The organism is Enterobacter sp. CM29, assembly GCF_013179605.1.
GTDB classification, from domain to species: Bacteria; Pseudomonadota; Gammaproteobacteria; order Enterobacterales; family Enterobacteriaceae; genus Enterobacter; species Enterobacter intestinihominis.
Map to the genome: position 1 here is coordinate 1 of NZ_JABMCU010000056.1, position 22,789 is coordinate 22,789.

The following is a 22,789-nucleotide window of genomic DNA, read 5'->3' on the forward strand; positions in this document are numbered from 1 at the left end:
GCAGAAAGAAAAACTTTCCGCTTTAATGGATGGTGAAATGCTGGATAGTGAGCTGCTCGATGAGTTGTCTCATTCTCCCGAAATGCAACAGACCTGGGAGAACTATCATCTTATCCGCGACACTCTGCGGGGTGATACCAGCGATGTTCTCCATTTCGATATCTCAGCACGCGTTATGGCGGCCATTGAGAACGAACCTGTTCATCAGACCACGCCGCTTATTCCTGAAGCGCAGCCTGCACCTCACCAGTGGCAGAAAATGCCGTTCTGGCACAAGGTGCGTCCATGGGCCAGCCAGCTCACCCAGATGGGAGTCGCTGCGTGTGTATCGCTTGCAGTTATCGTTGGGGTCCAGCACTATAATACCCAGTCTGAAGCCAGTCAGCAGCCTGAAGCGCCAGTCTTCAATACGCTGCCGATGATGGGTAAAGCCAGTCCGGTTAGCCTGGGCGTACCGGCAGATGCCTCCGCAAGCGGCGGACAGCAACAGCAGGTACAGGAGCAGCGTCGTCGCATTAATGCGATGTTGCAGGATTACGAGTTGCAGCGTCGTCTGCACTCCGAGCAGCTTCAGTTTGAGCAGGCCCAAACCCAGCAGGCTGCTGTGCAGGTGCCAGGAAACCAAACTTTAGGAACGCAATCGCAGTAATGAAGCAACTTTGGTTCGCCATGTCTTTGATGGCGGGTAGCCTGTTCTTCTCTGCTAACGCCTCGGCTGATGTTTCATCCGGGGCGTTGTTGCAGCAAATGAATCTGGCCAGCCAGTCACTCAATTACGAGTTGGCATTTATTAGCATCAATAAGCAGGGTGTCGAATCGTTACGCTATCGCCACGCCCGCCTTGATAATCAGCCGCTCGCCCAGCTTTTACAGATGGATGGCCCGCGTCGGGAAGTGGTCCAGCGTGGGAACGAAATCAGCTATTTCGAGCCAGGCCTTGAGCCGTTTACGCTCAATGGTGACTACATCGTTGATTCCCTGCCATCGCTCATTTACACCGATTTTAAACGTCTCGCCCCCTACTATGATTTTATCTCGGTGGGGCGAACGCGTATTGCCGACAGGTTGTGCGAAGTGATCCGCGTAGTCGCGCGGGATGGGACACGTTACAGCTATATCGTCTGGATTGACGCAGAGACGAAGCTGCCGATGCGCGTTGATCTGCTCGATCGCGACGGTGAAACGCTGGAGCAGTTCCGCGTGATCTCCTTCGACGTGAACGGTCAGGTTGGCAACAGTATGCAGAATCTGGCCAAAGCCAGCCTGCCGCCTTTGCTTTCCGTACCTGCCGGCGATTCTGTCAATTTCAACTGGGTACCTTCCTGGATCCCGCAAGGATTCAGCGAAGTATCCAGCAGCCGTCGCCAGCTGCCGACTATCGAAACACCGGTTGAGTCGCGCCTCTATTCCGATGGGCTATTTAGCTTCTCGGTGAATATCAATCGCGCTACGGCGAACAGTTCCGAACAGATGCTCCGTACCGGTCGCCGGACGGTTAGCACGACGGTACGCGATAATGCGGAAATTACCATTGTTGGTGAATTACCGCCGCCAACAGCAAAACGTATTTCAGACAGCATCAAATTCAGGGCTGCGCAATGATTAAAGAGTGGGCGACGGTCGTATCCTGGCAGGATGGCGTAGCGCTTGTCAGCTGTGACGTTAAAGCATCATGCAGCAGCTGCGCTTCGCGAGCCGGTTGCGGCAGCCGCGTATTGAATAAGCTGGGGCCGCAAACGTCGCACACTATTGCTGTGTCGAGCGATCAGCCGCTGGTGGCAGGGCAAAAAGTGGAGCTCGGCATCGCTGAAGGCAGCCTGCTCACTTCCGCCATACTGGTTTACCTTTCTCCGCTCGCCGGACTTTTCGTGATGGGCGGGGTTTTCCAGATGCTGTTCGGCACAGATTTGGCCGCCATGTGCGGTGCCGCCTTGGGCGGTGTGGGCGGGTTCTGGCTTGCTAAAGGCGTTTCCCCAAGGCTTACCGCCCGGGAAGCCTGGCAGCCCGTCATTCTCAGCGTTGCACTGGCACCCGACCAACTTCGTGTTGAGACGCTCTCTTCTGAGGCCCGGTGATCTGCCGGGCTTTATTATTATTTACATCGCAATAAAGTAAACGCCGTCTCTTCGCGCTATACCTGACTCTAAGTGCATTTCCAGCAGACGAGGTTGTAGTGTAGAATGCTGCGTTTTCGCACTGAAAAACGTCAGGCTAAGAACAGCGGCCTCCAGGAATTCGTAAGGCATAATTATTTAACTATATGAAGAACATACGTAACTTTTCGATCATTGCTCACATTGACCACGGTAAGTCGACGCTGTCTGACCGTATTATCCAGATTTGCGGTGGCCTGTCTGATCGTGAAATGGCAGCCCAGGTTCTGGACTCCATGGACCTGGAACGCGAACGCGGTATTACCATTAAAGCCCAGAGCGTGACGCTCGACTATAAGGCTTCCGATGGTGAAACCTACCAGCTGAACTTTATCGACACCCCAGGGCACGTTGACTTCTCTTATGAAGTGTCACGCTCGCTGGCGGCCTGCGAAGGCGCGCTGCTGGTGGTGGATGCCGGGCAGGGCGTAGAGGCCCAGACGCTGGCAAACTGCTATACCGCCATGGAAATGGATCTCGAAGTGGTGCCGGTTCTGAATAAAATCGACCTGCCAGCCGCCGATCCTGAGCGCGTAGCGGAAGAAATTGAAGACATCGTCGGTATCGATGCGACCGATGCAGTGCGCTGCTCGGCAAAAACCGGCGTAGGTGTTCCGGATGTACTGGAACGTCTGGTACGTGACATTCCGCCGCCGGAAGGTGACCCGGATGCGCCGCTCCAGGCGCTGATCATCGACTCCTGGTTTGATAACTACCTGGGCGTTGTCTCGCTGGTGCGTATTAAAAACGGCACCATGCGTAAAGGCGACAAAATCAAGGTCATGAGCACCGGGCAGGTCTACAACGCTGACCGCCTCGGCATCTTCACGCCAAAACAGGTTGACCGTACCGAACTGAAATGCGGCGAAGTGGGTTGGCTGGTCTGTGCAATTAAAGACATCCTCGGCGCGCCAGTGGGCGATACCCTGACCGGCGCACGTAACCCGGCAGATAAAGCGCTGCCAGGCTTCAAAAAGGTGAAACCGCAGGTTTATGCGGGTCTGTTCCCGGTCAGCTCTGACGATTACGAAAACTTCCGCGATGCGCTCGGAAAGCTGAGCCTCAACGATGCTTCCCTGTTCTATGAGCCAGAAAGCTCAACGGCGCTGGGCTTCGGCTTCCGCTGTGGCTTCCTCGGTCTGCTGCACATGGAGATCATTCAGGAACGTCTGGAGCGTGAATACGATCTGGATCTGATCACCACCGCCCCGACGGTTGTCTACGAAGTAGAAACCACGTCGAAAGAGGTCATCTACGTCGACAGCCCTTCCAAGCTCCCGCCGCTGAATAATATTCAGGAACTGCGCGAGCCTATCGCAGAGTGTCACATGCTGCTGCCGCAGGAGTTCCTCGGTAACGTGATCACCCTGTGTATTGAGAAGCGTGGCGTGCAGACCAACATGGTGTACCACGGTAACCAGGTGGCGCTGACCTATGAAATTCCGATGGCGGAAGTGGTGCTCGACTTCTTCGACCGTCTGAAGTCTACCTCCCGTGGCTATGCGTCACTGGACTACAACTTCAAACGCTTCCAGGCCTCGAACATGGTTCGCGTAGACGTGCTGATCAACGGCGAGCGTGTTGATGCCCTGGCGCTGATCACCCACAACGATAACGCACCGTACCGTGGTCGTGAGCTGGTTGAGAAGATGAAAGAGCTGATCCCGCGTCAGCAGTTTGACATTGCGATTCAGGCGGCCATTGGTAACCACATCATTGCCCGTTCAACCGTGAAGCAGCTGCGTAAAAACGTTCTGGCTAAGTGCTACGGCGGCGACGTCAGCCGTAAGAAAAAGCTGTTGCAGAAGCAGAAAGAAGGTAAGAAGCGTATGAAGCAGGTCGGTAACGTTGAGCTGCCGCAGGAAGCATTCCTTGCCATCCTTCATGTTGGTAAAGACGGAAACGGTAAATAACCTTAAGGAGTTGGCATGGCGAACATGTTTGCCCTGATCCTGGTCATCGCTACCCTGGTAACAGGTCTGTTATGGTGCCTGGATAAGTTTATCTTCGCCCCAAAACGCCGTGAACGTCAGGCTGCCGCGCAGGCAGCCACGGGCGATACGCTGGACGCGAAAACCCTGAAAAAAGTCGGCCCAAAACCGGGCTGGCTGGAAACAGGGGCATCGGTCTTCCCGGTGCTGGCGATTGTGCTGGTGGTGCGTTCATTTATCTATGAACCGTTCCAGATCCCGTCAGGATCGATGATGCCAACGCTGCTGATCGGTGATTTCATTCTGGTTGAGAAGTTTGCCTATGGCATCAAAGATCCGATCTACCAGAAAACGCTGATCGAAACGGGTCATCCGAAACGTGGCGACATCGTGGTGTTTAAATATCCGGAAGATCCACGGCTGGATTATATTAAACGCGCGGTAGGTCTGCCGGGCGATAAAGTAACCTACGATCCGATAGCGAAGGAAGTGAGGATTCAGCCAGGCTGTAGCTCTGGAACTGCATGTGAAAATGCGCTGCCAGTCACTTACTCCAACGTTGAGCCAGGTGATTTTGTGCAGACCTTCGCCCGCCGTAATGGCGGTGAAGCGACCAGCGGATTCTTCCAGGTGCCAAAAGGTGAAACCAAAGAGAACGGTATTCGTCTGGTTGAACGCAAAGAGACGCTGGGCGATGTCACTCACCGCATTCTGACCGTGCCAATTGCACAGGATCAACTGGCAATGTACTACCAGCAGCCAGGCCAGCAGCTGGCGACCTGGATTGTGCCGCCGGGACACTACTTCATGATGGGTGATAACCGCGATAACTCCGCGGACAGCCGTTACTGGGGCTTTGTGCCGGAAGCGAATCTGGTCGGTAAAGCAACCGCTATCTGGATGAGTTTCGAGAAGCAGGAAGGCGAGTGGCCGACCGGCGTTCGCCTGAATCGTATTGGCGGAATTCATTAATTTTCGTCAAAAATAACACGTAGCGGCTTTTATTCGCCGCTACGTGAATTATTTCAGCGATAAATCTCTTTGAACTAACGACATCCCCTGTCGTTGCGTATAGAATATTCCCCCGAAGTTTAAGGTTGGCCCTGCAAGGGTGCCACGGCACACGAAACCGCGTTGGTTTTCTCAGGTCGGTTTCGTGTGCTGCATTTTTGACGCATTCATTTATTGGTATCGCATGAACCCCATCGTAATTAATCGGCTTCAACGGAAGCTGGGCTACACTTTTCATCATCAGGAGTTGTTGCAACAGGCATTAACCCATCGCAGTGCCAGCAGCAAACATAATGAGCGTCTCGAGTTTTTAGGCGACTCTATTTTAAGTTTCGTGATTGCAAATGCGCTTTATCATCGTTTTCCGCGTGTGGACGAAGGTGATATGAGCCGCATGCGTGCCACGCTGGTGCGCGGCAACACCCTCGCTGAAATCGCACGCGAGTTTGAGCTGGGTGAGTGTCTGCGTCTGGGGCCGGGTGAGCTGAAAAGTGGTGGGTTCCGTCGTGAATCCATTCTTGCCGATACGGTCGAGGCTTTAATCGGTGGCGTGTTCCTGGACAGCGATATCCAGACCGTAGAAAAGATGATCCTGAACTGGTATCAGACCCGTCTGGACGAAATCAGCCCGGGCGATAAACAAAAAGATCCGAAAACGCGTCTGCAAGAATATTTGCAGGGTCGTCACCTCCCGCTGCCATCCTATCTGGTGGTGCAGGTACGTGGCGAAGCGCACGATCAGGAATTTACCATCCATTGCCAGGTCAGTGGCCTGAGTGAACCGGTGGTCGGCACGGGTTCAAGCCGTCGTAAGGCTGAACAGGCTGCCGCCGAACAGGCGTTAAAAATGCTGGAGCTGGAATGAGCGAAGAAAAAACGTATTGCGGATTTATTGCCATCGTCGGACGTCCGAACGTTGGTAAATCCACCCTGTTGAATAATCTGCTTGGACAGAAGATTTCCATTACCTCGCGTAAGGCGCAGACCACGCGTCACCGCATCGTCGGTATCCATACTGAAGGCGCTTATCAGGCGATCTACGTCGATACCCCGGGCCTGCACATGGAAGAGAAGCGTGCCATCAACCGTCTGATGAACAAGGCGGCGAGCAGCTCCATTGGCGATGTAGAGCTGGTGATTTTCGTTGTGGAAGGCACCCGCTGGACGCCGGACGACGAAATGGTCCTGAACAAGCTGCGTGACGGCAAAACGCCGGTGATCCTCGCGGTCAATAAAGTGGACAACGTGCAGGAAAAAGCCGATCTGCTGCCGCATCTGCAATGGCTGGGCAGCCAGATGAACTTCCTGGACATAGTCCCGCTGTCTGCGGAAACGGGTCTGAACGTCGATACCATCGCGGGTATCGTGCGTAAACATCTGCCGGAAGCGACTCATCACTTCCCGGAAGACTACATCACCGATCGCTCTCAGCGTTTTATGGCGTCTGAAATCATCCGTGAGAAGCTGATGCGTTTCCTGGGCGCTGAACTGCCGTACTCTGTGACGGTGGAGATCGAGCGTTTCCAGAGCAACGAGCGTGGCGGCTACGATATTAACGGTCTGATCCTCGTTGAGCGAGAAGGGCAGAAGAAGATGGTGATCGGCAATAAAGGTGCCAAGATCAAAACTATCGGAATCGAAGCCCGTAAAGACATGATGGACATGTTTGAAGCACCGGTTCACCTGGAACTGTGGGTGAAAGTGAAATCTGGCTGGGCCGATGATGAGCGTGCGCTGCGCAGCCTCGGTTACGGCGAAGATCAGTAACCTAAGACGACGAGCATATGGATGGATGGCAGCGCGCCTTTGTCCTGCATAGTCGTCCCTGGAGCGAAACCAGCCTGATGCTGGACGTCTTCACGGAAGAGTCCGGTCGCGTGCGCCTTGTTGCCAAAGGCGCACGTTCCAGACGTTCTAATCTGAAAGGTGCCTTGCAGCCTTTCACCCCGCTGCTGGTCCGCTTTGGCGGGCGAGGGGAAGTCAAAACCCTGCGCAGTGCTGAAGCCGTCTCCCTGGCGCTTCCTCTTTCTGGTATCACGCTCTACAGCGGTTTGTATGTCAACGAACTCATTTCACGGGTTCTTGAACATGAGACCCGCTTCTCTGAACTTTTCTTTGATTACCTGCACTGTATTCAGGCACTTGCTGGCGCAACCGGCACCCCTGAGCCTGTGCTGCGTCGTTTCGAACTGGCGCTGCTCGGGCACCTTGGTTACGGCGTTGATTTTCTGCACTGTGCAGGAAGCGGAGACGAGGTAGAAGACACCATGACCTATCGCTATCGTGAGGAAAAGGGCTTTATTGCCAGTGTCGTCGTCGATAACAGCACTTTTACCGGGCGCCAGCTCAGAGCACTGTATGAACGCGAGTTCCCGGACGCCGACACCCTGCGTGCGGCAAAACGCTTTACCCGAATCGCGCTCAAGCCGTATCTTGGGGGCAAACCTTTAAAGAGCCGCGAATTATTCAGGCAGTTTATGCCGAAACGCTAATGTTTTACCCCTCACCCCAGCCCTCTCCCGGAGGGAGAGGGAGAAGGTAAATGACCAAAAATACCGAGGATTGTCATGGCTGAATTACTGTTAGGCGTCAATATCGATCACATCGCCACGTTACGTAATGCACGCGGTACCGCGTATCCCGATCCGGTTCAGGCGGCATTTATCGCTGAGCAGGCTGGCGCCGACGGCATTACCGTCCACCTGCGTGAAGATCGTCGCCACATCACTGACCGCGACGTGCGCATCCTGCGTCAGACGCTGGATACCCGCATGAACCTCGAGATGGCGGTGACAGAAGAGATGCTGGCGATTGCCTGCGAGACCAAACCGCATTTCTGCTGCCTGGTGCCGGAAAAGCGTCAGGAAGTGACCACCGAAGGCGGTCTCGATGTGGCCGGGCAGCTCGACAAAATGCGCGATGCCTGCAAACGCCTGGCGGATGCCGGTATCCTGGTATCTTTATTTATCGACGCTGATTTCACCCAGATTAAAGCCGCTGCCGACGTGGGTGCGCCGTATATTGAAATTCACACCGGCTGCTATGCCGATGCCGAAAACGACGCAGCGCAGGCGAAAGAGCTGGAGCGAATCGCCAAAGCGGCAACCTACGCCGCGAGCCTGGGACTGAAGGTGAACGCCGGTCACGGCCTGACCTATCACAACGTCAAAGCCATTGCTGCCCTGCCGGAAATGCATGAGCTGAACATTGGCCACGCCATTATTGGTCGTGCGGTGATGAGTGGCCTGAAAGAGGCGGTGTCCGAGATGAAGCGCCTGATGCTGGAAGCGCGTCAGTAATGGCTATTCTGGGCTTAGGCACCGACATCGTCGAAATAGCCCGCATTGAAGCGGTGATCGCCCGCAGCGGCGATCGCCTCGCAAGACGCGTGCTGAGCGATAACGAATGGGCTATCTGGGAGGCGCATCAACAGCCGGTGCGCTTTCTGGCAAAGCGCTTCGCGGTAAAAGAGGCGGCGGCGAAAGCGTTCGGCACGGGCATTCGTAACGGCCTGGCGTTCAACCAGTTTGAAGTGTTTAACGATGAGCTGGGTAAGCCACGTCTGCGCTTATGGGGCGAGGCGCTTAAGCTGGCGGAAAAGCTGGGCGTGGCGCACATGCACGTAACGCTTGCAGATGAACGCCACTATGCCTGTGCGACGGTGATTATTGAGAGTTAAATTTTGTCCGCATGGTGCATCAGGACAAACTTATCCCACAACTGTTCTTCATTCTCGACGTGTGCCGGATCTTTTAAGATCGTATTGGGAATTGGGCACACCTTCTGGCAGGTCGGCGTTTCATAGTGGCCGATGCATTCGGTGCAGCGGTCGCTGTTAATCTCATAAATGCTGTCGCCCATCGAAATCGCCTGGTTCGGGCATTCGGGTTCGCACATATCGCAGTTGATGCATTTTTTGGTGATTAACAGCGCCATCAGGAAATTCTCAGAAACATCACAAACAGGGCGGGCATTATACGCTCATTCGTTGTTCAAACCAGTTTTTTTACCAGCTCTTCGCTGTGACGAATACGCTCTGGCGCACGCTCCAGATCCTGCTGAACCAGCGCCATAAACAGCAGGTCCGTCAGCATCATCTGCGCACTCGTCGACGAAATCGCCGCGCTGCGAGTGGCCTGTTCCTCGGCAATGGTATACAGGCAGCGGGTTGCCCGTTGCTGGAGCGCATTCGGGCTAAATCCGGTAATCGCCAGAATTTTTCCCCCTACGCGCAGGGCTTCGTCGGTGGCCATATTAATTTCACGTCGCTCGCCGGAATAGGAGATGGCCAGCAGTAAATCGTCAGGATCCATGGCCTGCACGGTCGCCAGCAGCGCGTGCATATCCTGTTCAACGATGGCGTTATAGCCGATTTTTGTCAGCTTCCAGCCAAAGTTACGCGCAACCAGTCCGGAGGCGCCGATCCCGGTCAACACAATACGCCGCGCGTCGCGAAGCATGGCTACGCTTTCCAGCAGCTTCTCTTCCGTGTTTACATCCAGCGTGGCATGCATTGCCGCCACGTTCTCCTTGATCAGCTTTTCGCCCACCAGACGCATCGGATCGTCGCCACGGATCTGGTTATGCACCGGCATTGACTGCGGATTCGGGTTGCTCACCAGTGCTTCACTGATCGCCAGCTTTAGCGCCGGAAAGCCCTTATAGCCTATTTTCTGGGCGAATTTCACCACGCTCGACTGGCTCACCCCGGCTTCGCCTGCCAGCTGCTGGGAGCTGAGGTGTCGCGCGCGATCGGGCTGAGAAAGTAAAAAATCCGCCAGCTTTTTATCACTCTGGGCAAACCCTGCGTAGCGCTGACGAATACGAATTAAACAGTTCATACGGTCTCCTGGCGAAAATGTGATTACCCGCGCAAATACGAATTTTGCTCGCCTGAATGAATTTTATATTCCATTATAGTGCGTTTATTATGAATTAAAAATTCCAGAGGTAAATAACATGAATCTTGGCTCTCTTGTTTCTGAAACGCGTAACCCGCAAACCATGGATCTTGATGCACTGTCCACGCTGGAGCTGGTAAACCGCTTTAATCAACAGGATACCCTCGTCGCGCTGGCAGTCAAAGAGACATTGCCTGAGGTAGCAAAAGCCGTAGACGCCGCTGCCGACGCTCTGAAAGCAGGAGGACGCATTATTTATATGGGAGCGGGAACCAGTGGGCGCCTCGGTGTGCTGGATGCCTCAGAATGTCCGCCGACTTTTGGCGTTCCGCACGGGCTGGTCGTTGGCCTGATTGCCGGTGGCCCCGGCGCGCTGCTGAAAGCGGTAGAAGGGGCAGAAGACAATAAACAGCTTGGGGAAGATGATCTCAGGGCGCTGAACCTGACCGCGCAGGATCTGGTGGTCGGGCTGGCGGCTTCTGGTCGTACGCCGTACGTCATTGGTGGACTGGAATATGCCAGACAGACCGGGTGCACCACAGTGGCCATCTCCTGTAACCCGGGCTCGCCGATTGCGCAGGTGGCCGCCATTGCCATCTCTCCGGTCGTCGGGCCGGAAGCGCTCACCGGCTCCACACGGCTGAAGTCGGGTACCGCGCAGAAGCTGGTGCTCAATATGATCTCCACCGGCGCGATGGTGAAATTTGGCAAGGTCTACCAAAACCTGATGGTGGATATGCAGGCCACTAACATCAAGCTGGTGGACAGAGCGTGTCGCATGGTGATGGAAGCGACAGGCGCCAGTCGTGAAGAGGCGGAAAAGGTGCTTCAGCAGACCGATCACGATGTAAAACCCGCCATTCTGATGATATTAACCGGGCTGGATGCAGCCGCGGCCAGAGCCAGACTCGAAGCCCATCACGGGTTTTTACGGGCGGCATTAGAACACCAATAAGAGGCGTGTATGGACAAAACAGCAGCGCTCGCCAGCGACATCCTGCTCGGGATCGGTGGGGAAAAAAATATTCAGCGTCTTGAGAACTGTATGACGCGTGTTCGCGTCGAGGTGCATAACGACGAACAGCTTGATTTGACGCGCCTTAAGCAGCTTCCCGGCGTGAGCGGGTACGTTAAGCAGGGGCAACAGCACCAGTTGATTGTCGGTCCGGGCAAAGCGGCGCAGGTGGTAGATGCCATGCGCGCCCTGATGACGGGCGGTGAAACGGCTCCCGCCTTTGACGATGCGGAACGCACCAAAGCGCAGGCGAAAGCCAAATACAAAGCCCCTATGAGCGATGCGCTGCGCCAACTGGCTAACGTCTTTATTCCGCTGATCCCGGCGTTTATCGCGTCGGGGCTGATCACCGGGATTATCAATATTCTTAAGCGTCCGGATATTGTCGGGGATTTTGCCACGCAGTATCCGAACCTGCTGGGTATTCTGGCGATTTTCGGCAGCGCGGTGTTTGCCATCATGAACATTCTGGTGGGGGTGAACACGGCCAAAGTGTTTGGCGGCTCGCTGGCGATGGGCGGCGTTATGGCGGGTATCCTCTCCAGCCCGCAGCTGGCGCAGATTACGCTGTTTGGCGAGGCGCTTCAGCCTGGCCGCGGCGGGGTGATTGCCGTGCTGCTGGTGGTCATTCTGATGTGCTGGATCGAGAAAAAGCTGCGCGCGGTGCTACCAGGCTCGATTGAGCTGATCCTCAACCCGCTGCTGACCACATTGATTACCGGGAGCGTGGCGATTGTGGCGCTGCAACCGTTAGGCGGCGCCATCTCTGAAGCCATCGCCCACGGCGCGTCTCTGGCTATCGATCGCGGTGGGTTATTGGTGGGGGCTGTGCTGTCCGGAACCTTCCTGCCGTTAGTGCTGACCGGTCTGCATCAGGGGCTAGTGCCGATTCACGTCGAACTGGTACAGGCGCACGGCTATAACGCCCTGCTGCCGATCCTGTCGATGGCGGGCGTTGGGCAGGTCGGCGCGGCCATCGCGGTGCTGATGAAAACCCGCAACGCACGTCTGAAAAAGGTCATTAAAGGGGCGTTGCCGGTCGGGTTGCTCGGTATCGGCGAGCCGCTGATTTTCGGCGTTACGCTGCCGCTGGGCAAGCCGTTCCTGGCCGCCTGTCTCGGTGGCGCGGTGGGCGGGGCGTTGATTAGCTACTGGAAAGTGGCGACCGTTATCACCTTCGGGATTTCCGGTTTACCGCTGGCATTAACCATCGTGACCGGAAAAGTGATGCTCTATCTGTTAGGCTATCTGGTAGCGGTGATCGCCGGGTTCCTGTTTACCTGGCTATTAGGATTCAACGACCCAGAGGAGTAAGGTTTGGCAAATCACGAGCGTCGCGTTGTCTTTTTTGATCTGGATGGAACGCTGCATCAGCAGGATATGTTCGGCACCTTTATGCGCTATCTGCTGCGGCGCCAGCCCCTTAACGCGTTGCTGGTATTGCCCCTGTTACCCGTTATTGGCATCGCGCTACTGGTGAAAGGCCGTTCAGCGCGCTGGCCGATGAGCCTGCTGCTCTGGGGATGCACGTTTGGTCATAGCGAAGCGCGTCTTAAGCAGCTTGAACAGGATTTTGCCCACTGGTTTCGCGGGCACGTCGCCGCGTTTCCCGTGGTCCAGGCGCGCCTGACCAGCTATCTCGACGCCAACGATGCCGATATCTGGCTGATTACCGGCTCCCCGCAGACGCTGGTGGAGCAGGTCTATTTTGATACGCCCTGGCTGCCGCGCGTAAACCTTATCGCCACGCAGATCGCGCGCGGCTACGGCGGCTGGGTGCTTACCCTGCGCTGCCTCGGACATGAAAAAGTGGTGCAGCTGGAGAAACGCATCGGTACGCCGCTGCGTCTGTACAGCGGCTACAGCGACAGCAAGCAGGACAACCCGCTGCTCTATTTTTGCCAGCACCGCTGGCGCGTCACGCCTCTGGGCGAACTTCAGCAACTCGAATAGTCTTATCTGTACCGGCTGTGTATAATGCCGCCCGCTTTTCGACTGGAGTATCAGCCCTTGTCCAACCCTGAACACAATCATGAATACTGGATGCGCCACGCGCTGGCGCTGGCTCAGCGCGCCTGGGAAGAGGGCGAAGTTCCCGTGGGCGCGGTGCTGGTCCATAACAATCAGGTAATTGGTGAAGGGTGGAACCGTCCGATTGGCCGTCACGATCCTACCGCGCATGCTGAAATTATGGCGCTGCGTCAGGGCGGGCTGGTGCTGCAAAACTATCGTCTGCTTGATACCACCCTGTACGTCACCCTTGAACCGTGCGTGATGTGCTCCGGGGCGATGGTGCATAGCCGAATCGGTACGCTGGTGTTTGGCGCGCGGGATGAAAAAACGGGCGCTGCTGGTTCACTGATGGACGTGCTTGGGCATCCGGGGATGAACCACCAGGTGAAAACTATCGGCGGGGTACTTGCACCAGAATGTTCGGGTCTGTTAAGTGACTTTTTTCGAATGCGTCGGCTGCAGAAAAAGCAACAAAAGGCAGAATTGAAACCGCAGGGTGATTAAGCTCGTCCGGTGCGACCACCGGATAGCTTTCAGCCAGCTGTTGCGCCTCGGCAGCCTCTTTTTCTTTCTCCAGCAGATATCCCACCAGGCTTATCTGATACTTACGAATATTTTCCACGTAGGCATACGCTTCATGCCCGCGCGCATAGCCGTACGTCAGCTTCTGGTACCACTGTTTCTGGCTAAGCAGCGGCAGGCGCTGTTTTACATCTGACCAGCTGTCCGGGTTACCTTTGGTTTTTGCCGTCAGCGTCCGCGCGTCGAGCATATGGGCATAACCCATGTTATAGGCGGCCAGCGCAAACCAGATCCGCTCCCCTTCAGGGACCGTCTCCGGCACTTTCGCCATCATATCCTGTAAATATTGCGCGCCGCCGCTGATGCTCTGTTCCGCATCGGTTCGATCGCTAATGCCGAGGCTCTGCGCGGTATTTTTGGTCAGCATCATCAACCCGCGCACGCCCGTGGGGGAGGTGGCCTGAGCATCCCAGTGCGATTCCTGGTAGGAAATTGCCGCCAGTAACTTCCAGTCAATCTCCTGAGCGTACTTCTCGAACAGCGGTTGTAGGTCCGGCAGCACGCTATCCACCGCGCGCAGGAAGGAGCGGGTGTCAACGTAATCAAAATCGTCACCGTGACCGAGATATTTCTCTTCCAGACGCGCCAGGGTGCCGTCTTCATTGATGGAATTAAAGAAATCGAGCATAGCCGCAGAGACGGTTTGATCGTCGTCTAACTGGGTAAACCAGGTTACCGGCTGTTCATCGGTCACATCCAGCGCCACGGCGATTTCAGGATGAACGCGCTGGAAAAGGCTGATCGCCACCGAATCAGCAATGGTATAGGCCAGCTTTTTATCTTTTACCTGCTCCAGCAATTCGGTAGTGCCGAGTTTAGGATCGACCGTCCAGCTGAGGTTCGGGTATTTTTTCTCTTTCAACGCCCGCAGATCGTCAATCACCACATGGCCCGGCGCAATGGTCAATTGCTGGTCGGTCATGTCGGCCAGTGAGCGCGGGCGCAAGCTACCCACACGATAAACCACCTGCTGCGACACAGAGTAATAGGTCGGGCCCGGCTGATAATTTTTGCTGCGTTCGCTGTTGTACACCAGACCTGCGGCGAGAATATCGGCACGGTCATGGTCTAAATCATCAAACAGCTGGTTGATGTTCTGCCGCACGGTGACTTTCAGCTTCACGCCCAGATAGTCCGCAAACAGCTGTGCCAGTTCGTAATCAAGACCAATGGTTTTACCGTTGATATCGTCGTATATAAGCGGAGAGGAGAGGGTACTGACGCGCAACTCCCCCCGCTCCTGAATGGCGGCGATACGGTTTTCGGCTTTGCCGAACCAGGGGATAGACGGCCAGAGGGCCACTGCCAGCAGCAACGTAACAATGCCGATGAGCAGATAATTAATCTTTAATTTTTTCAATTAGTTAATTCTCTGCGACGCCGGTTGCCTCAGTGTGCTGTAGTCATGTTAAGAGTAGAGTTTGCCATTGATTGAGCGGCATTTTGCGCAAAGTAGCGCCAGTTGGCAACCAATTAGAGAGACAGGTCACATCTATTGTTAAACAAAAAGGATGATTTTATTTCGACGCAAACGGTTTCGTCAGCGCTCAGGATTCTCTATAATGACGCCCGTTTTCCCCCCTTGCGCACACTGTAAGCGCCCCGGCGCTTCGAAGACGAGAGACTTATGATGGAAATTCTGCGTGGTTCGCCTGCACTGTCTGCCTTCCGTATTAACAAACTGCTGGCACGTTTTCAGGCGGCCGACCTTCCGGTAAGCAATATTTACGCTGAGTATGTCCATTTTGCTGACCTGAATGCCCCCCTGAATGCAGAGGAGCGCGTACAGCTGGAACGTCTGCTTAAATATGGCCCAAGCCTGAGCAGCCATACGCCGACCGGCAAATTAATCCTCGCCACGCCACGTCCTGGCACCATCTCCCCCTGGTCTTCCAAAGCAACTGACATCGCTCACAACTGCGGCCTGAGCCAGATTAACCGTCTGGAGCGCGGCGTGGCGTACTATGTGGAAGCGTCAACCCTGAGCGACGCGCAGTGGCAGGCCGTCACAGCGGAGCTGCACGACCGCATGATGGAGAGCGTGTTTGACTCTCTGGATGATGCGCAGAAACTGTTCTCCCACCATCAGCCTGCGCCGGTACAGAGCGTGGATCTGCTGGGGCAGGGGCGTCAGGCGCTGATCGACGCAAACCTGCGTCTTGGTCTGGCGCTCGCAGAAGATGAAATCGACTACCTTCAGGATGCATTCGTTAAGCTGAATCGCAACCCGAACGACATCGAACTGTATATGTTCGCGCAGGCCAACTCCGAGCACTGCCGCCACAAAATTTTCAACGCCGACTGGATTATCGACGGCGAACAGCAGCCGAAGTCGCTGTTCAAAATGATCAAAAACACCATGGAGCAAACCCCTGACTACGTGCTGTCTGCTTATAAAGACAACGCCGCGGTGATGGAAGGTTCCGAGGTGGGCCGCTTCTTCGCCGACCGCGAAGCAGGGCGCTATGACTTCCACCAGGAGCCTGCGCATATCCTGATGAAAGTGGAAACCCACAACCACCCGACGGCCATCTCTCCGTGGCCGGGTGCGGCGACCGGCTCCGGCGGTGAAATCCGTGACGAAGGTGCGACCGGTCGCGGCGCGAAACCAAAAGCGGGTCTGGTCGGTTTCTCCGTTTCCAACCTGCGTATCCCGGGCTTTGAACAGCCGTGGGAAGAAGATTTCGGCAAGCCAGAGCGCATTGTGACCGCGCTGGATATCATGACCGAAGGCCCGCTGGGCGGCGCGGCGTTCAACAATGAATTTGGTCGTCCGGCGCTGAACGGTTACTTCCGTACCTACGAAGAGAAAGTGGACAGCCACAACGGCGAAGAGCTGCGCGGCTACCACAAACCAATTATGCTGGCGGGCGGGATCGGCAACATTCGCGCCGATCACGTGCAAAAAGGTGAGATCGTCGTGGGCGCGAAGCTGATCGTGCTCGGCGGCCCGGCCATGAACATTGGTCTGGGCGGTGGTGCAGCCTCGTCTATGGCTTCCGGCCAGTCTGATGCGGATCTCGACTTCGCGTCCGTGCAGCGCGACAACCCGGAAATGGAGCGCCGCTGTCAGGAAGTGATCGACCGCTGCTGGCAGCTCGGCGATGCCAACCCGATTCTGTTTATCCACGACGTGGGCGCGGGTGGGCTCTCTAACGCCATGCCTGAGCTGGTGAGCGACGGCGGTCGCGGCGGGCGCTTCAACCTGCGCGATATCCTGAGCGATGAGCCAGGCATGAGCCCGCTGGAAATCTGGTGTAACGAATCCCAGGAGCGCTACGTGCTGGCGGTTGCTGCCGATCAGCTGCCGCTGTTTGACGAGCTGTGCCGCCGCGAGCGCGCGCCGTATGCCGTCATCGGTGAAGCGACCGAAGAGCAGCACCTGACTCTCAGTGATACCCATTTCGACAACCAGCCGATCGATCTGCCGCTCGACGTGCTTCTCGGCAAAACGCCGAAGATGACCCGCGACGTTACAACCCGCAAAGCGGCGGGTAAAGCGCTGGATCGTCAGGGCATTATTGTGGCGGAAGCGGTTAACCGCGTGCTGCACCTGCCTGCGGTGGCGGAGAAAACCTTCCTGGTCACCATCGGCGACCGTACCGTGACCGGTATGGTGTCACGCGATCAGATGGTCGGCCCGTGGCAGATCCCGGTCGCTAACTGCGCCGTGACCACCGCGAGCCTCGACAGCTACTACGGCGAAGCGATGGCGCTGGGTGAACGCACCCCGGTGGCTCTGCTGGACTTCGCCGCTTCTGCCCGTCTGGCGGTCGGTGAAGCGCTGACCAATATCGCCGCGACGCAGATTGGCGACATCAAACGCATCAAACTTTCCGCGAACTGGATGGCCGCTGCCGGTCACCCTGGCGAAGACGCGGGCCTGTACGAAGCGGTAAAAGCGGTGGGTGAAGAGCTGTGTCCTGCGCTCGGCCTGACCATTCCGGTGGGTAAAGACTCCATGTCGATGAAAACCCGCTGGCAGGAAGGCAGCGAGCAGCGCGAGATGACTTCGCCGCTGTCGCTGGTGATCACAGCGTTTGCGCGCGTGGAAGACGTGCGTCATACCGTTACGCCGCAGCTTTCCACTGAAGATAACGCCCTGCTGCTGATTGACCTCGGTAAAGGCCATAACGCGCTGGGTGCCACCGCGCTGGCACAGGTTTACCGCCAGCTCGGCGAAAAGCCAGCCGACGTGCGCGACGTCGCTCAGCTGAAAGGCTTCTACGACGCAATTCAGGCGCTGGTGGCGCAGCGTAAGCTGCTGGCCTACCACGACCGTTCCGATGGCGGCCTGCTGGTGACGCTGGCAGAGATGGCCTTCACCGGCCACTGCGGCGTTGAAGCAAACATTGCAACGCTTGGCGAAGACCGCCTGGCGGCGCTGTTTAACGAAGAGCTTGGCGCGGTCATTCAGGTACGCGCCGCAGATCGCGACGCGGTGGAAGCGATTCTGGCGCAGCACGGTCTTGCAGACTGCGTGCACTATCTCGGTAAAGCGGTGCAGGGCGACCGCTTCGTGATTGAAGCCGACGGCCACCCGGTGTTCAGCGAAAGCCGCACCACGTTGCGTATGTGGTGGGCGGAAACCACCTGGCAGATGCAGCGCCTGCGTGACAACCCGGAATGTGCCGATCAGGAGCATAACGCGAAGGCGAACGACAACGATCCTGGCCTGAACGTGAAGCTCACCTTCGACATCAACGAAGACATTGCCGCGCCGTACATTGCGACCGGTGCGCGTCCGAAAGTGGCCGTGCTGCGCGAACAGGGCGTTAACTCCCACGTTGAGATGGCGGCCGCCTTCCACCGCGCGGGCTTTGACGCCATCGACGTCCACATGAGCGACCTGCTGGCCGGGCGTACCGGGCTGGATGATTTCCAGGCGCTGGTTGCCTGCGGGGGGTTCTCCTACGGTGACGTGCTGGGTGCGGGCGAGGGCTGGGCGAAGTCCATCCTGTTCAACAGCCGCGTGCGTGACGAGTTCGAAACCTTCTTCCATCGTCCGCAGACGCTGGCGCTGGGCGTGTGTAACGGCTGTCAGATGATGTCTAACCTGCGCGAGCTGATCCCGGGCAGCGAAGCCTGGCCGCGCTTTGTGCGTAACCAGTCTGACCGCTTTGAAGCGCGCTTCAGCCTGGTAGAAGTAACCCAAAGCCCGTCTCTGCTGTTGCAGGGGATGGTCGGTTCGCAGATGCCAATCGCGGTTTCGCACGGTGAAGGTCAGGTTGAAGTCCGTGATGCGGCGCACCTGGCTCAGCTTGAAAGCAAAGGACTGGTGGCGCTGCGCTTTGTTGATAACTTTGGCAAGGTCACCGAAACCTATCCGGCTAACCCGAACGGTTCGGCAAATGGCATTACCGCGGTCACCAGCGAAAGCGGTCGGGTGACGATTATGATGCCGCACCCGGAGCGTGTCTTCCGTACCGTGAGCAACTCCTGGCACCCGGAAAACTGGGGCGAGGACAGCCCGTGGATGCGCATTTTCCGCAACGCACGTAAACAACTAGGTTAAGTTTCTACGCCCTGACTGTAGGCCCGGTAAGCGCGAGCGCCACCGGGCTTTTTTGTCTCTGTCGCAAAAACGCGACAACTCTCTGGTCTGAGTGTCTCCAAAAGGAGACATTTAACCTGTTGATTTATATGCGGCAGGACAGGTTCCCGTTAAGGTGTTGCTTAATAGCGACACTTAGCCTGAAAATCATTCACGTAACAATCAATACGTTTTGATAATAAAAATATTACTAATCATAAGGATAGCGTTAATTTTTGCAATCTGGCACGCGTGTTGCATAATAGTAACCAGTGGCTCATTCACCTTCTTATGTCAGCCCCTTCGGGACGTGCTACATAAACTTCGAATGACGCACAAAAAGGTGCCTGCCGTCCAACTACTGATTATTGCAATGCTTTATCAGGCCAGGGCGAAACGTCGAGTTAGGCACCGCCTTATTCCATGACAAAGCCGGGTTTTTACCCGGCTTTGTTGTATCTGAAGGGCAGACTCAGTTACGCTCTCCTCAAACCCGGATGAAGAGAGTAATGTGTTGAAACGCTGGCCCGCTTTCCCTCGCTCCCTGCGACAGCTCGTTATGATGGCCTTCCTGCTGATCCTGCTACCTTTGCTGGTTCTGGCCTGGCAGGCCTGGCAAAGCCTGAACGCGTTAAGTGCACAGGCGGCCCTGACTAACCGCACCACGCTTATTGATGCTCGCCGTAGCGAGGCGATGACCAACGCCGCGCTTGAGATGGAGCGTAGCTATCGCCAGTACTGCGTGCTTGATGATCGCACGCTGGAGAGGGTCTATCAGAACCAGCGTAAACGCTACAGCGAAATGCTGGACGCCCACGCCGGGGTGCTGCCAGATGACAAACTCTATCAGGCGCTGCGTCAGGATCTGAACGATCTGGCGCAGCTCCAGTGCAAAAACAGCGGTCCTGATGCCGCCGCCGCCGCCCGACTTGAAGCCTTCGCGAACGCCAATACGGAGATGGTTCAGTCCACCCGTACGGTTATCTTTTCCCGTGGTCAGCAGCTCCAGCAGGAGATTGCCGAGCGCGGCCAGTTCTTCGGCTGGCAGGCGCTGGTGCTGTTCCTCGTCAGCCTGGGGCTGGTGCTGCTCTTTACCCGCATGATCATCGGCCCCGTGAAGGGGATCCAGCGGATGATTAACCGCCTGGGGGAGGGTAAATCTCTCGGGGATACGGTCGTTTTTAAAGGCCCGCGCGAGCTGCGCTCGGTCGGTCAACGCATCATCTGGCTTTCAGAGCGCCTGGCGTGGCTGGAATCGCAGCGCCACCAGTTCCTGCGCCATATCTCACACGAACTCAAAACGCCGCTGGCCAGCATGCGTGAAGGTACGGAACTGCTGGCCGACGAAGTGGCGGGGCCGTTAACCCTTGAGCAAAAAGAGATCGTGGCGATTCTGGATGCCAGCAGCCGCAATTTACAAAAGCTTATTGAACAACTGCTGGACTATAACCGCAAGCTGGCGGATGGTGCTGTGGTGCTTGAAAGCGTTGAGATTGAACCGCTGGTGGACATGGTGATCTCCGCCCATAGCCTGCCAGCAAGAGCTAAAATGATGCATACCCAGGTGGAACTCAACGCGCCAGCCTGTCTTGCAGAACCGATGCTGTTAATGAGCGTACTGGATAATCTTTATTCCAATGCGGTGCACTATGGTACTGAATCCGGTACCATTTATATCAGAAGCAATAACAACGGTTCGCGGGTATTTATTGACGTAGCGAATACCGGAAGCCCGATTCCGGATGATGAAAAAACGATGATCTTTGAACCCTTCTTCCAGGGGAGTCATCAGCGAAAAGGTGCGGTAAAAGGAAGTGGTCTGGGGCTGAGTATTGCCCGCGACTGCATACGACGCATGCAGGGTGAGCTTAATATCGTGAGTGATGAACGCGCCGATGTCTGTTTTCGTATCGAACTGCCTCTTGAGCCGGAAAAATCAATGAAATGAATAACAACCTGGTGAGTATGTCACATGTCTTTTACCGCGCATTGCGCGCGGTGTTTTCCAGCAAAAATGTGCGCCTCAGCCTGCCCTGCTTACTGCTGGCAGGCTGTGTAACCCATGCACCGAAAAGTGCAATTAGCCACAAACAGGAAGATAAATGGCCGCAAAAACAGCTGGCTGATTTCCTTTCGACACGTTGCGATGATATCTGGAGCCTGTCGGGGCGTGATGTTGAATCCAATCCGCTGTTCTGGCTGCGCGGAATAGACTGCGCCCAGCGGCTGGCGCCCGCCGAGGCCCGTGCCCAGGCGGCGATGCTGGTGGACGATACCTGGCAGGACGCATTTAAACGCGGGATCGTGATGGCGGATGCCAGAATCACGCCTGTCGAACGCCGCGCCAACGTGACGCGGCTGGATACTTACGTGATCAATATTCCCCCGCAGGTGCGCCCGGTCTATCAGCTCTGGCGGGACGGACAAACCCTGCAATTACAGCTGTCTGAAGAGCGTTTCCGCTACAGCAAATTGCAGCAGTCAAGCGACAGCGAGCTTGATGCGCTTCGCCAGCAGCAGGAGTCGCTGCGCGAGCAGCTGGAAACCACCACCCGCAAGCTCGAAAATCTGACCGATATCGAAAGACAGCTCTCGACGCGTAAGCCGGCAGGCAGCTATCTGCCTGATGGGTCGAAAGGCAACTCTGCCACGACGCCAGACAGTGAGACGCCGAAACAAGAGGATGTGAAGCCATGACAAGCCGTAAACCTGCCCATCTGTTACTGGTGGATGACGATCCCGGGCTGTTAAAGCTGCTGGGGATGCGTCTGGTCAGCGAAGGCTACAGCGTGGTCACCGCTGAAAGCGGGCAGGAGGGGCTGAAAGTGCTCAGCCGTGAGAAAATCGATCTGGTGATCAGCGATTTGCGCATGGATGAAATGGATGGCCTGCAACTGTTCACGGAGATCCAGAAGCAGCAGCCCGGGATGCCGGTGATTATCCTCACCGCTCACGGATCTATTCCTGATGCGGTGGCAGCGACGCAGCAGGGGGTATTCAGCTTCCTCACCAAACCGGTGGATAAAGACGCCCTCTATAAAGCGATCGACAGCGCCCTTGAGCACGCGGCGCCATCCGGCGACGACGCCTGGCGTGAATCCATCGTGACGCGTAGCCCTGTAATGCTGCGCCTGCTGGAACAGGCGCGGATGGTGGCGCAATCCGACGTTAGCGTGCTGATCAACGGCCAGAGCGGGACCGGGAAAGAGATCCTGGCCCAGGCGATCCACAACGCCAGCCCGCGCAGTAAAAATGCCTTTATTGCCATCAACTGTGGCGCGTTGCCGGAGCAGCTGCTCGAATCAGAGCTCTTCGGCCATGCCCGCGGCGCCTTTACCGGCGCGGTGAGCAGCCGTGAAGGGCTGTTCCAGGCGGCTGAGGGCGGCACGCTGTTTCTTGATGAAATTGGCGATATGCCCGCGCCGCTGCAGGTCAAATTGCTGCGCGTGTTGCAGGAGCGGAAAGTACGTCCGCTCGGCAGCAACCGCGATATCGATATCAACGTGCGTATTATTTCCGCCACCCACCGTGATTTACCCAAGGTGATGGCGCGCAACGAGTTCCGCGAAGATCTCTACTATCGACTGAATGTCGTCAACCTGAAAATCCCGGCGCTGGCCGAGCGTGCGGAAGATATCCCGCTGCTGGCA

The 22,789-nt window shown here is 56.3% G+C and carries 21 protein-coding genes; 18 read left to right on the forward strand and 3 right to left on the reverse strand.

What is annotated here, in order from left to right; translation table 11 throughout:
* The 10 genes from rseA to acpS all read left to right on the forward strand — a co-directional run.
* Positions 1-649, forward strand: a 649-nt coding sequence (gene rseA, locus HP459_RS09340; RefSeq protein WP_171936140.1) for an anti-sigma-E factor RseA, incomplete at its 5' end; no start/stop codon positions are given.
* Positions 649-1,602 carry a sigma-E factor regulatory protein RseB gene (gene rseB, locus HP459_RS09345; RefSeq protein WP_022649043.1) on the forward strand — a complete coding sequence of 318 codons (954 nt, stop codon included), beginning with the start codon at positions 649-651 and terminating at the stop codon, positions 1,600-1,602. The genes rseA and rseB, both read left to right, overlap by 1 nt.
* Positions 1,599-2,075: a SoxR-reducing system protein RseC gene (gene rseC, locus HP459_RS09350; protein WP_022649042.1), complete on the forward strand. Its 477-nt coding sequence runs from the start codon at positions 1,599-1,601 to the stop codon at positions 2,073-2,075. The genes rseB and rseC overlap by 4 nt, the downstream gene beginning before the upstream one ends.
* Before the next feature lie 185 nt (positions 2,076-2,260).
* Positions 2,261-4,066 (forward strand): translation elongation factor 4, encoded by a 1,806-nt coding sequence (lepA, locus tag HP459_RS09355; RefSeq protein ID WP_022649041.1) that lies wholly within the window; start codon positions 2,261-2,263, stop codon positions 4,064-4,066.
* 15 nt (positions 4,067-4,081) lie between these two features.
* Positions 4,082-5,056, forward strand: coding sequence for a signal peptidase I (gene lepB, locus HP459_RS09360; protein ID WP_022649040.1), 975 nt, complete (start codon positions 4,082-4,084; stop codon positions 5,054-5,056).
* Positions 5,057-5,279: 223 nt separating this feature from the next.
* The gene (rnc, locus tag HP459_RS09365) at positions 5,280-5,960 is read left to right on the forward strand and encodes a ribonuclease III (protein ID WP_023300736.1); all 681 of its coding nucleotides are present in this window, start codon (positions 5,280-5,282) and stop codon (positions 5,958-5,960) included.
* Positions 5,957-6,862 carry a GTPase Era gene (gene era, locus HP459_RS09370; RefSeq protein ID WP_022649038.1) on the forward strand — a complete coding sequence of 302 codons (906 nt, stop codon included), beginning with the start codon at positions 5,957-5,959 and terminating at the stop codon, positions 6,860-6,862. The genes rnc and era overlap by 4 nt, the downstream gene beginning before the upstream one ends.
* Before the next feature lie 17 nt (positions 6,863-6,879).
* Positions 6,880-7,587 carry a DNA repair protein RecO gene (gene recO / locus HP459_RS09375; protein WP_015572142.1) on the forward strand — a complete coding sequence of 236 codons (708 nt, stop codon included), beginning with the start codon at positions 6,880-6,882 and terminating at the stop codon, positions 7,585-7,587.
* Positions 7,588-7,662: 75 nt separating this feature from the next.
* Positions 7,663-8,394: a pyridoxine 5'-phosphate synthase gene (gene pdxJ / locus HP459_RS09380; RefSeq protein WP_015572143.1), complete on the forward strand. Its 732-nt coding sequence runs from the start codon at positions 7,663-7,665 to the stop codon at positions 8,392-8,394.
* Positions 8,394-8,774 carry a holo-ACP synthase gene (gene acpS / locus HP459_RS09385; protein WP_015572144.1) on the forward strand — a complete coding sequence of 127 codons (381 nt, stop codon included), beginning with the start codon at positions 8,394-8,396 and terminating at the stop codon, positions 8,772-8,774. Before pdxJ ends, acpS begins: the two co-directional genes overlap by 1 nt.
* Here acpS and HP459_RS09390 read toward each other — a convergent pair.
* Together HP459_RS09390 and HP459_RS09395 are read right to left on the reverse strand one after the other, a co-directional pair.
* Positions 8,771-9,031: a YfhL family 4Fe-4S dicluster ferredoxin gene (locus tag HP459_RS09390; RefSeq protein ID WP_023300734.1), complete on the reverse strand. Its 261-nt coding sequence runs from the start codon at positions 9,029-9,031 to the stop codon at positions 8,771-8,773. The two genes, acpS and HP459_RS09390, sit on opposite strands and share 4 nt — an antisense overlap.
* A gap of 56 nt (positions 9,032-9,087) precedes the next feature.
* Positions 9,088-9,936 carry a MurR/RpiR family transcriptional regulator gene (locus tag HP459_RS09395; protein ID WP_023300733.1) on the reverse strand — a complete coding sequence of 283 codons (849 nt, stop codon included), beginning with the start codon at positions 9,934-9,936 and terminating at the stop codon, positions 9,088-9,090.
* Positions 9,937-10,054: 118 nt separating this feature from the next.
* Between HP459_RS09395 and murQ the strand changes: the two genes are divergently transcribed.
* Genes murQ through tadA form a run of 4 tightly spaced genes read left to right on the forward strand, consistent with a single transcriptional unit; the run spans position 10,055 to position 13,528 of the window.
* Positions 10,055-10,951, forward strand: coding sequence for an N-acetylmuramic acid 6-phosphate etherase (gene murQ / locus HP459_RS09400; protein WP_023306721.1), 897 nt, complete (start codon positions 10,055-10,057; stop codon positions 10,949-10,951).
* A gap of 9 nt (positions 10,952-10,960) precedes the next feature.
* Positions 10,961-12,325, forward strand: a complete 1,365-nt coding sequence (locus HP459_RS09405; protein ID WP_023306720.1) for a PTS transporter subunit EIIC — start codon at positions 10,961-10,963, stop codon at positions 12,323-12,325.
* A gap of 3 nt (positions 12,326-12,328) precedes the next feature.
* A complete protein-coding gene (gene yfhb, locus HP459_RS09410; RefSeq protein ID WP_023300730.1) occupies positions 12,329-12,964 on the forward strand; it encodes a phosphatidylglycerophosphatase C in 636 nt (211 codons plus the stop codon).
* A 24-nt stretch (positions 12,965-12,988) separates the two neighbouring features.
* Positions 12,989-13,528, forward strand: a complete 540-nt coding sequence (gene tadA, locus HP459_RS09415) for a tRNA adenosine(34) deaminase TadA (protein WP_023300729.1) — start codon at positions 12,989-12,991, stop codon at positions 13,526-13,528.
* Here tadA and mltF read toward each other — a convergent pair.
* On the reverse strand, positions 13,416-14,966 hold the full coding sequence (gene mltF / locus HP459_RS09420; RefSeq protein ID WP_171936141.1) for a membrane-bound lytic murein transglycosylase MltF: 1,551 nt from the start codon (positions 14,964-14,966) through the stop codon (positions 13,416-13,418). The two genes, tadA and mltF, sit on opposite strands and share 113 nt — an antisense overlap.
* Before the next feature lie 267 nt (positions 14,967-15,233).
* Here mltF and purL point away from each other — a divergent pair, with 267 nt between their 5' ends.
* The 4 genes from purL to qseF form a co-directional block, all read left to right on the forward strand.
* On the forward strand, positions 15,234-19,121 hold the full coding sequence (gene purL, locus HP459_RS09425) for a phosphoribosylformylglycinamidine synthase (RefSeq protein ID WP_171936142.1): 3,888 nt from the start codon (positions 15,234-15,236) through the stop codon (positions 19,119-19,121).
* A gap of 532 nt (positions 19,122-19,653) precedes the next feature.
* Positions 19,654-21,087 (forward strand): two component system sensor histidine kinase QseE/GlrK, encoded by a 1,434-nt coding sequence (gene qseE, locus HP459_RS09430; RefSeq protein ID WP_113788122.1) that lies wholly within the window; start codon positions 19,654-19,656, stop codon positions 21,085-21,087.
* Positions 21,084-21,836, forward strand: a complete 753-nt coding sequence (gene qseG, locus HP459_RS09435; RefSeq protein WP_032623754.1) for a two-component system QseEF-associated lipoprotein QseG — start codon at positions 21,084-21,086, stop codon at positions 21,834-21,836. The genes qseE and qseG overlap by 4 nt, the downstream gene beginning before the upstream one ends.
* Positions 21,833-22,789: two-component system response regulator QseF/GlrR (qseF, locus tag HP459_RS09440; RefSeq protein ID WP_171936143.1), on the forward strand; the 957-nt coding region annotated here is incomplete at its 3' end. The genes qseG and qseF, both read left to right, overlap by 4 nt.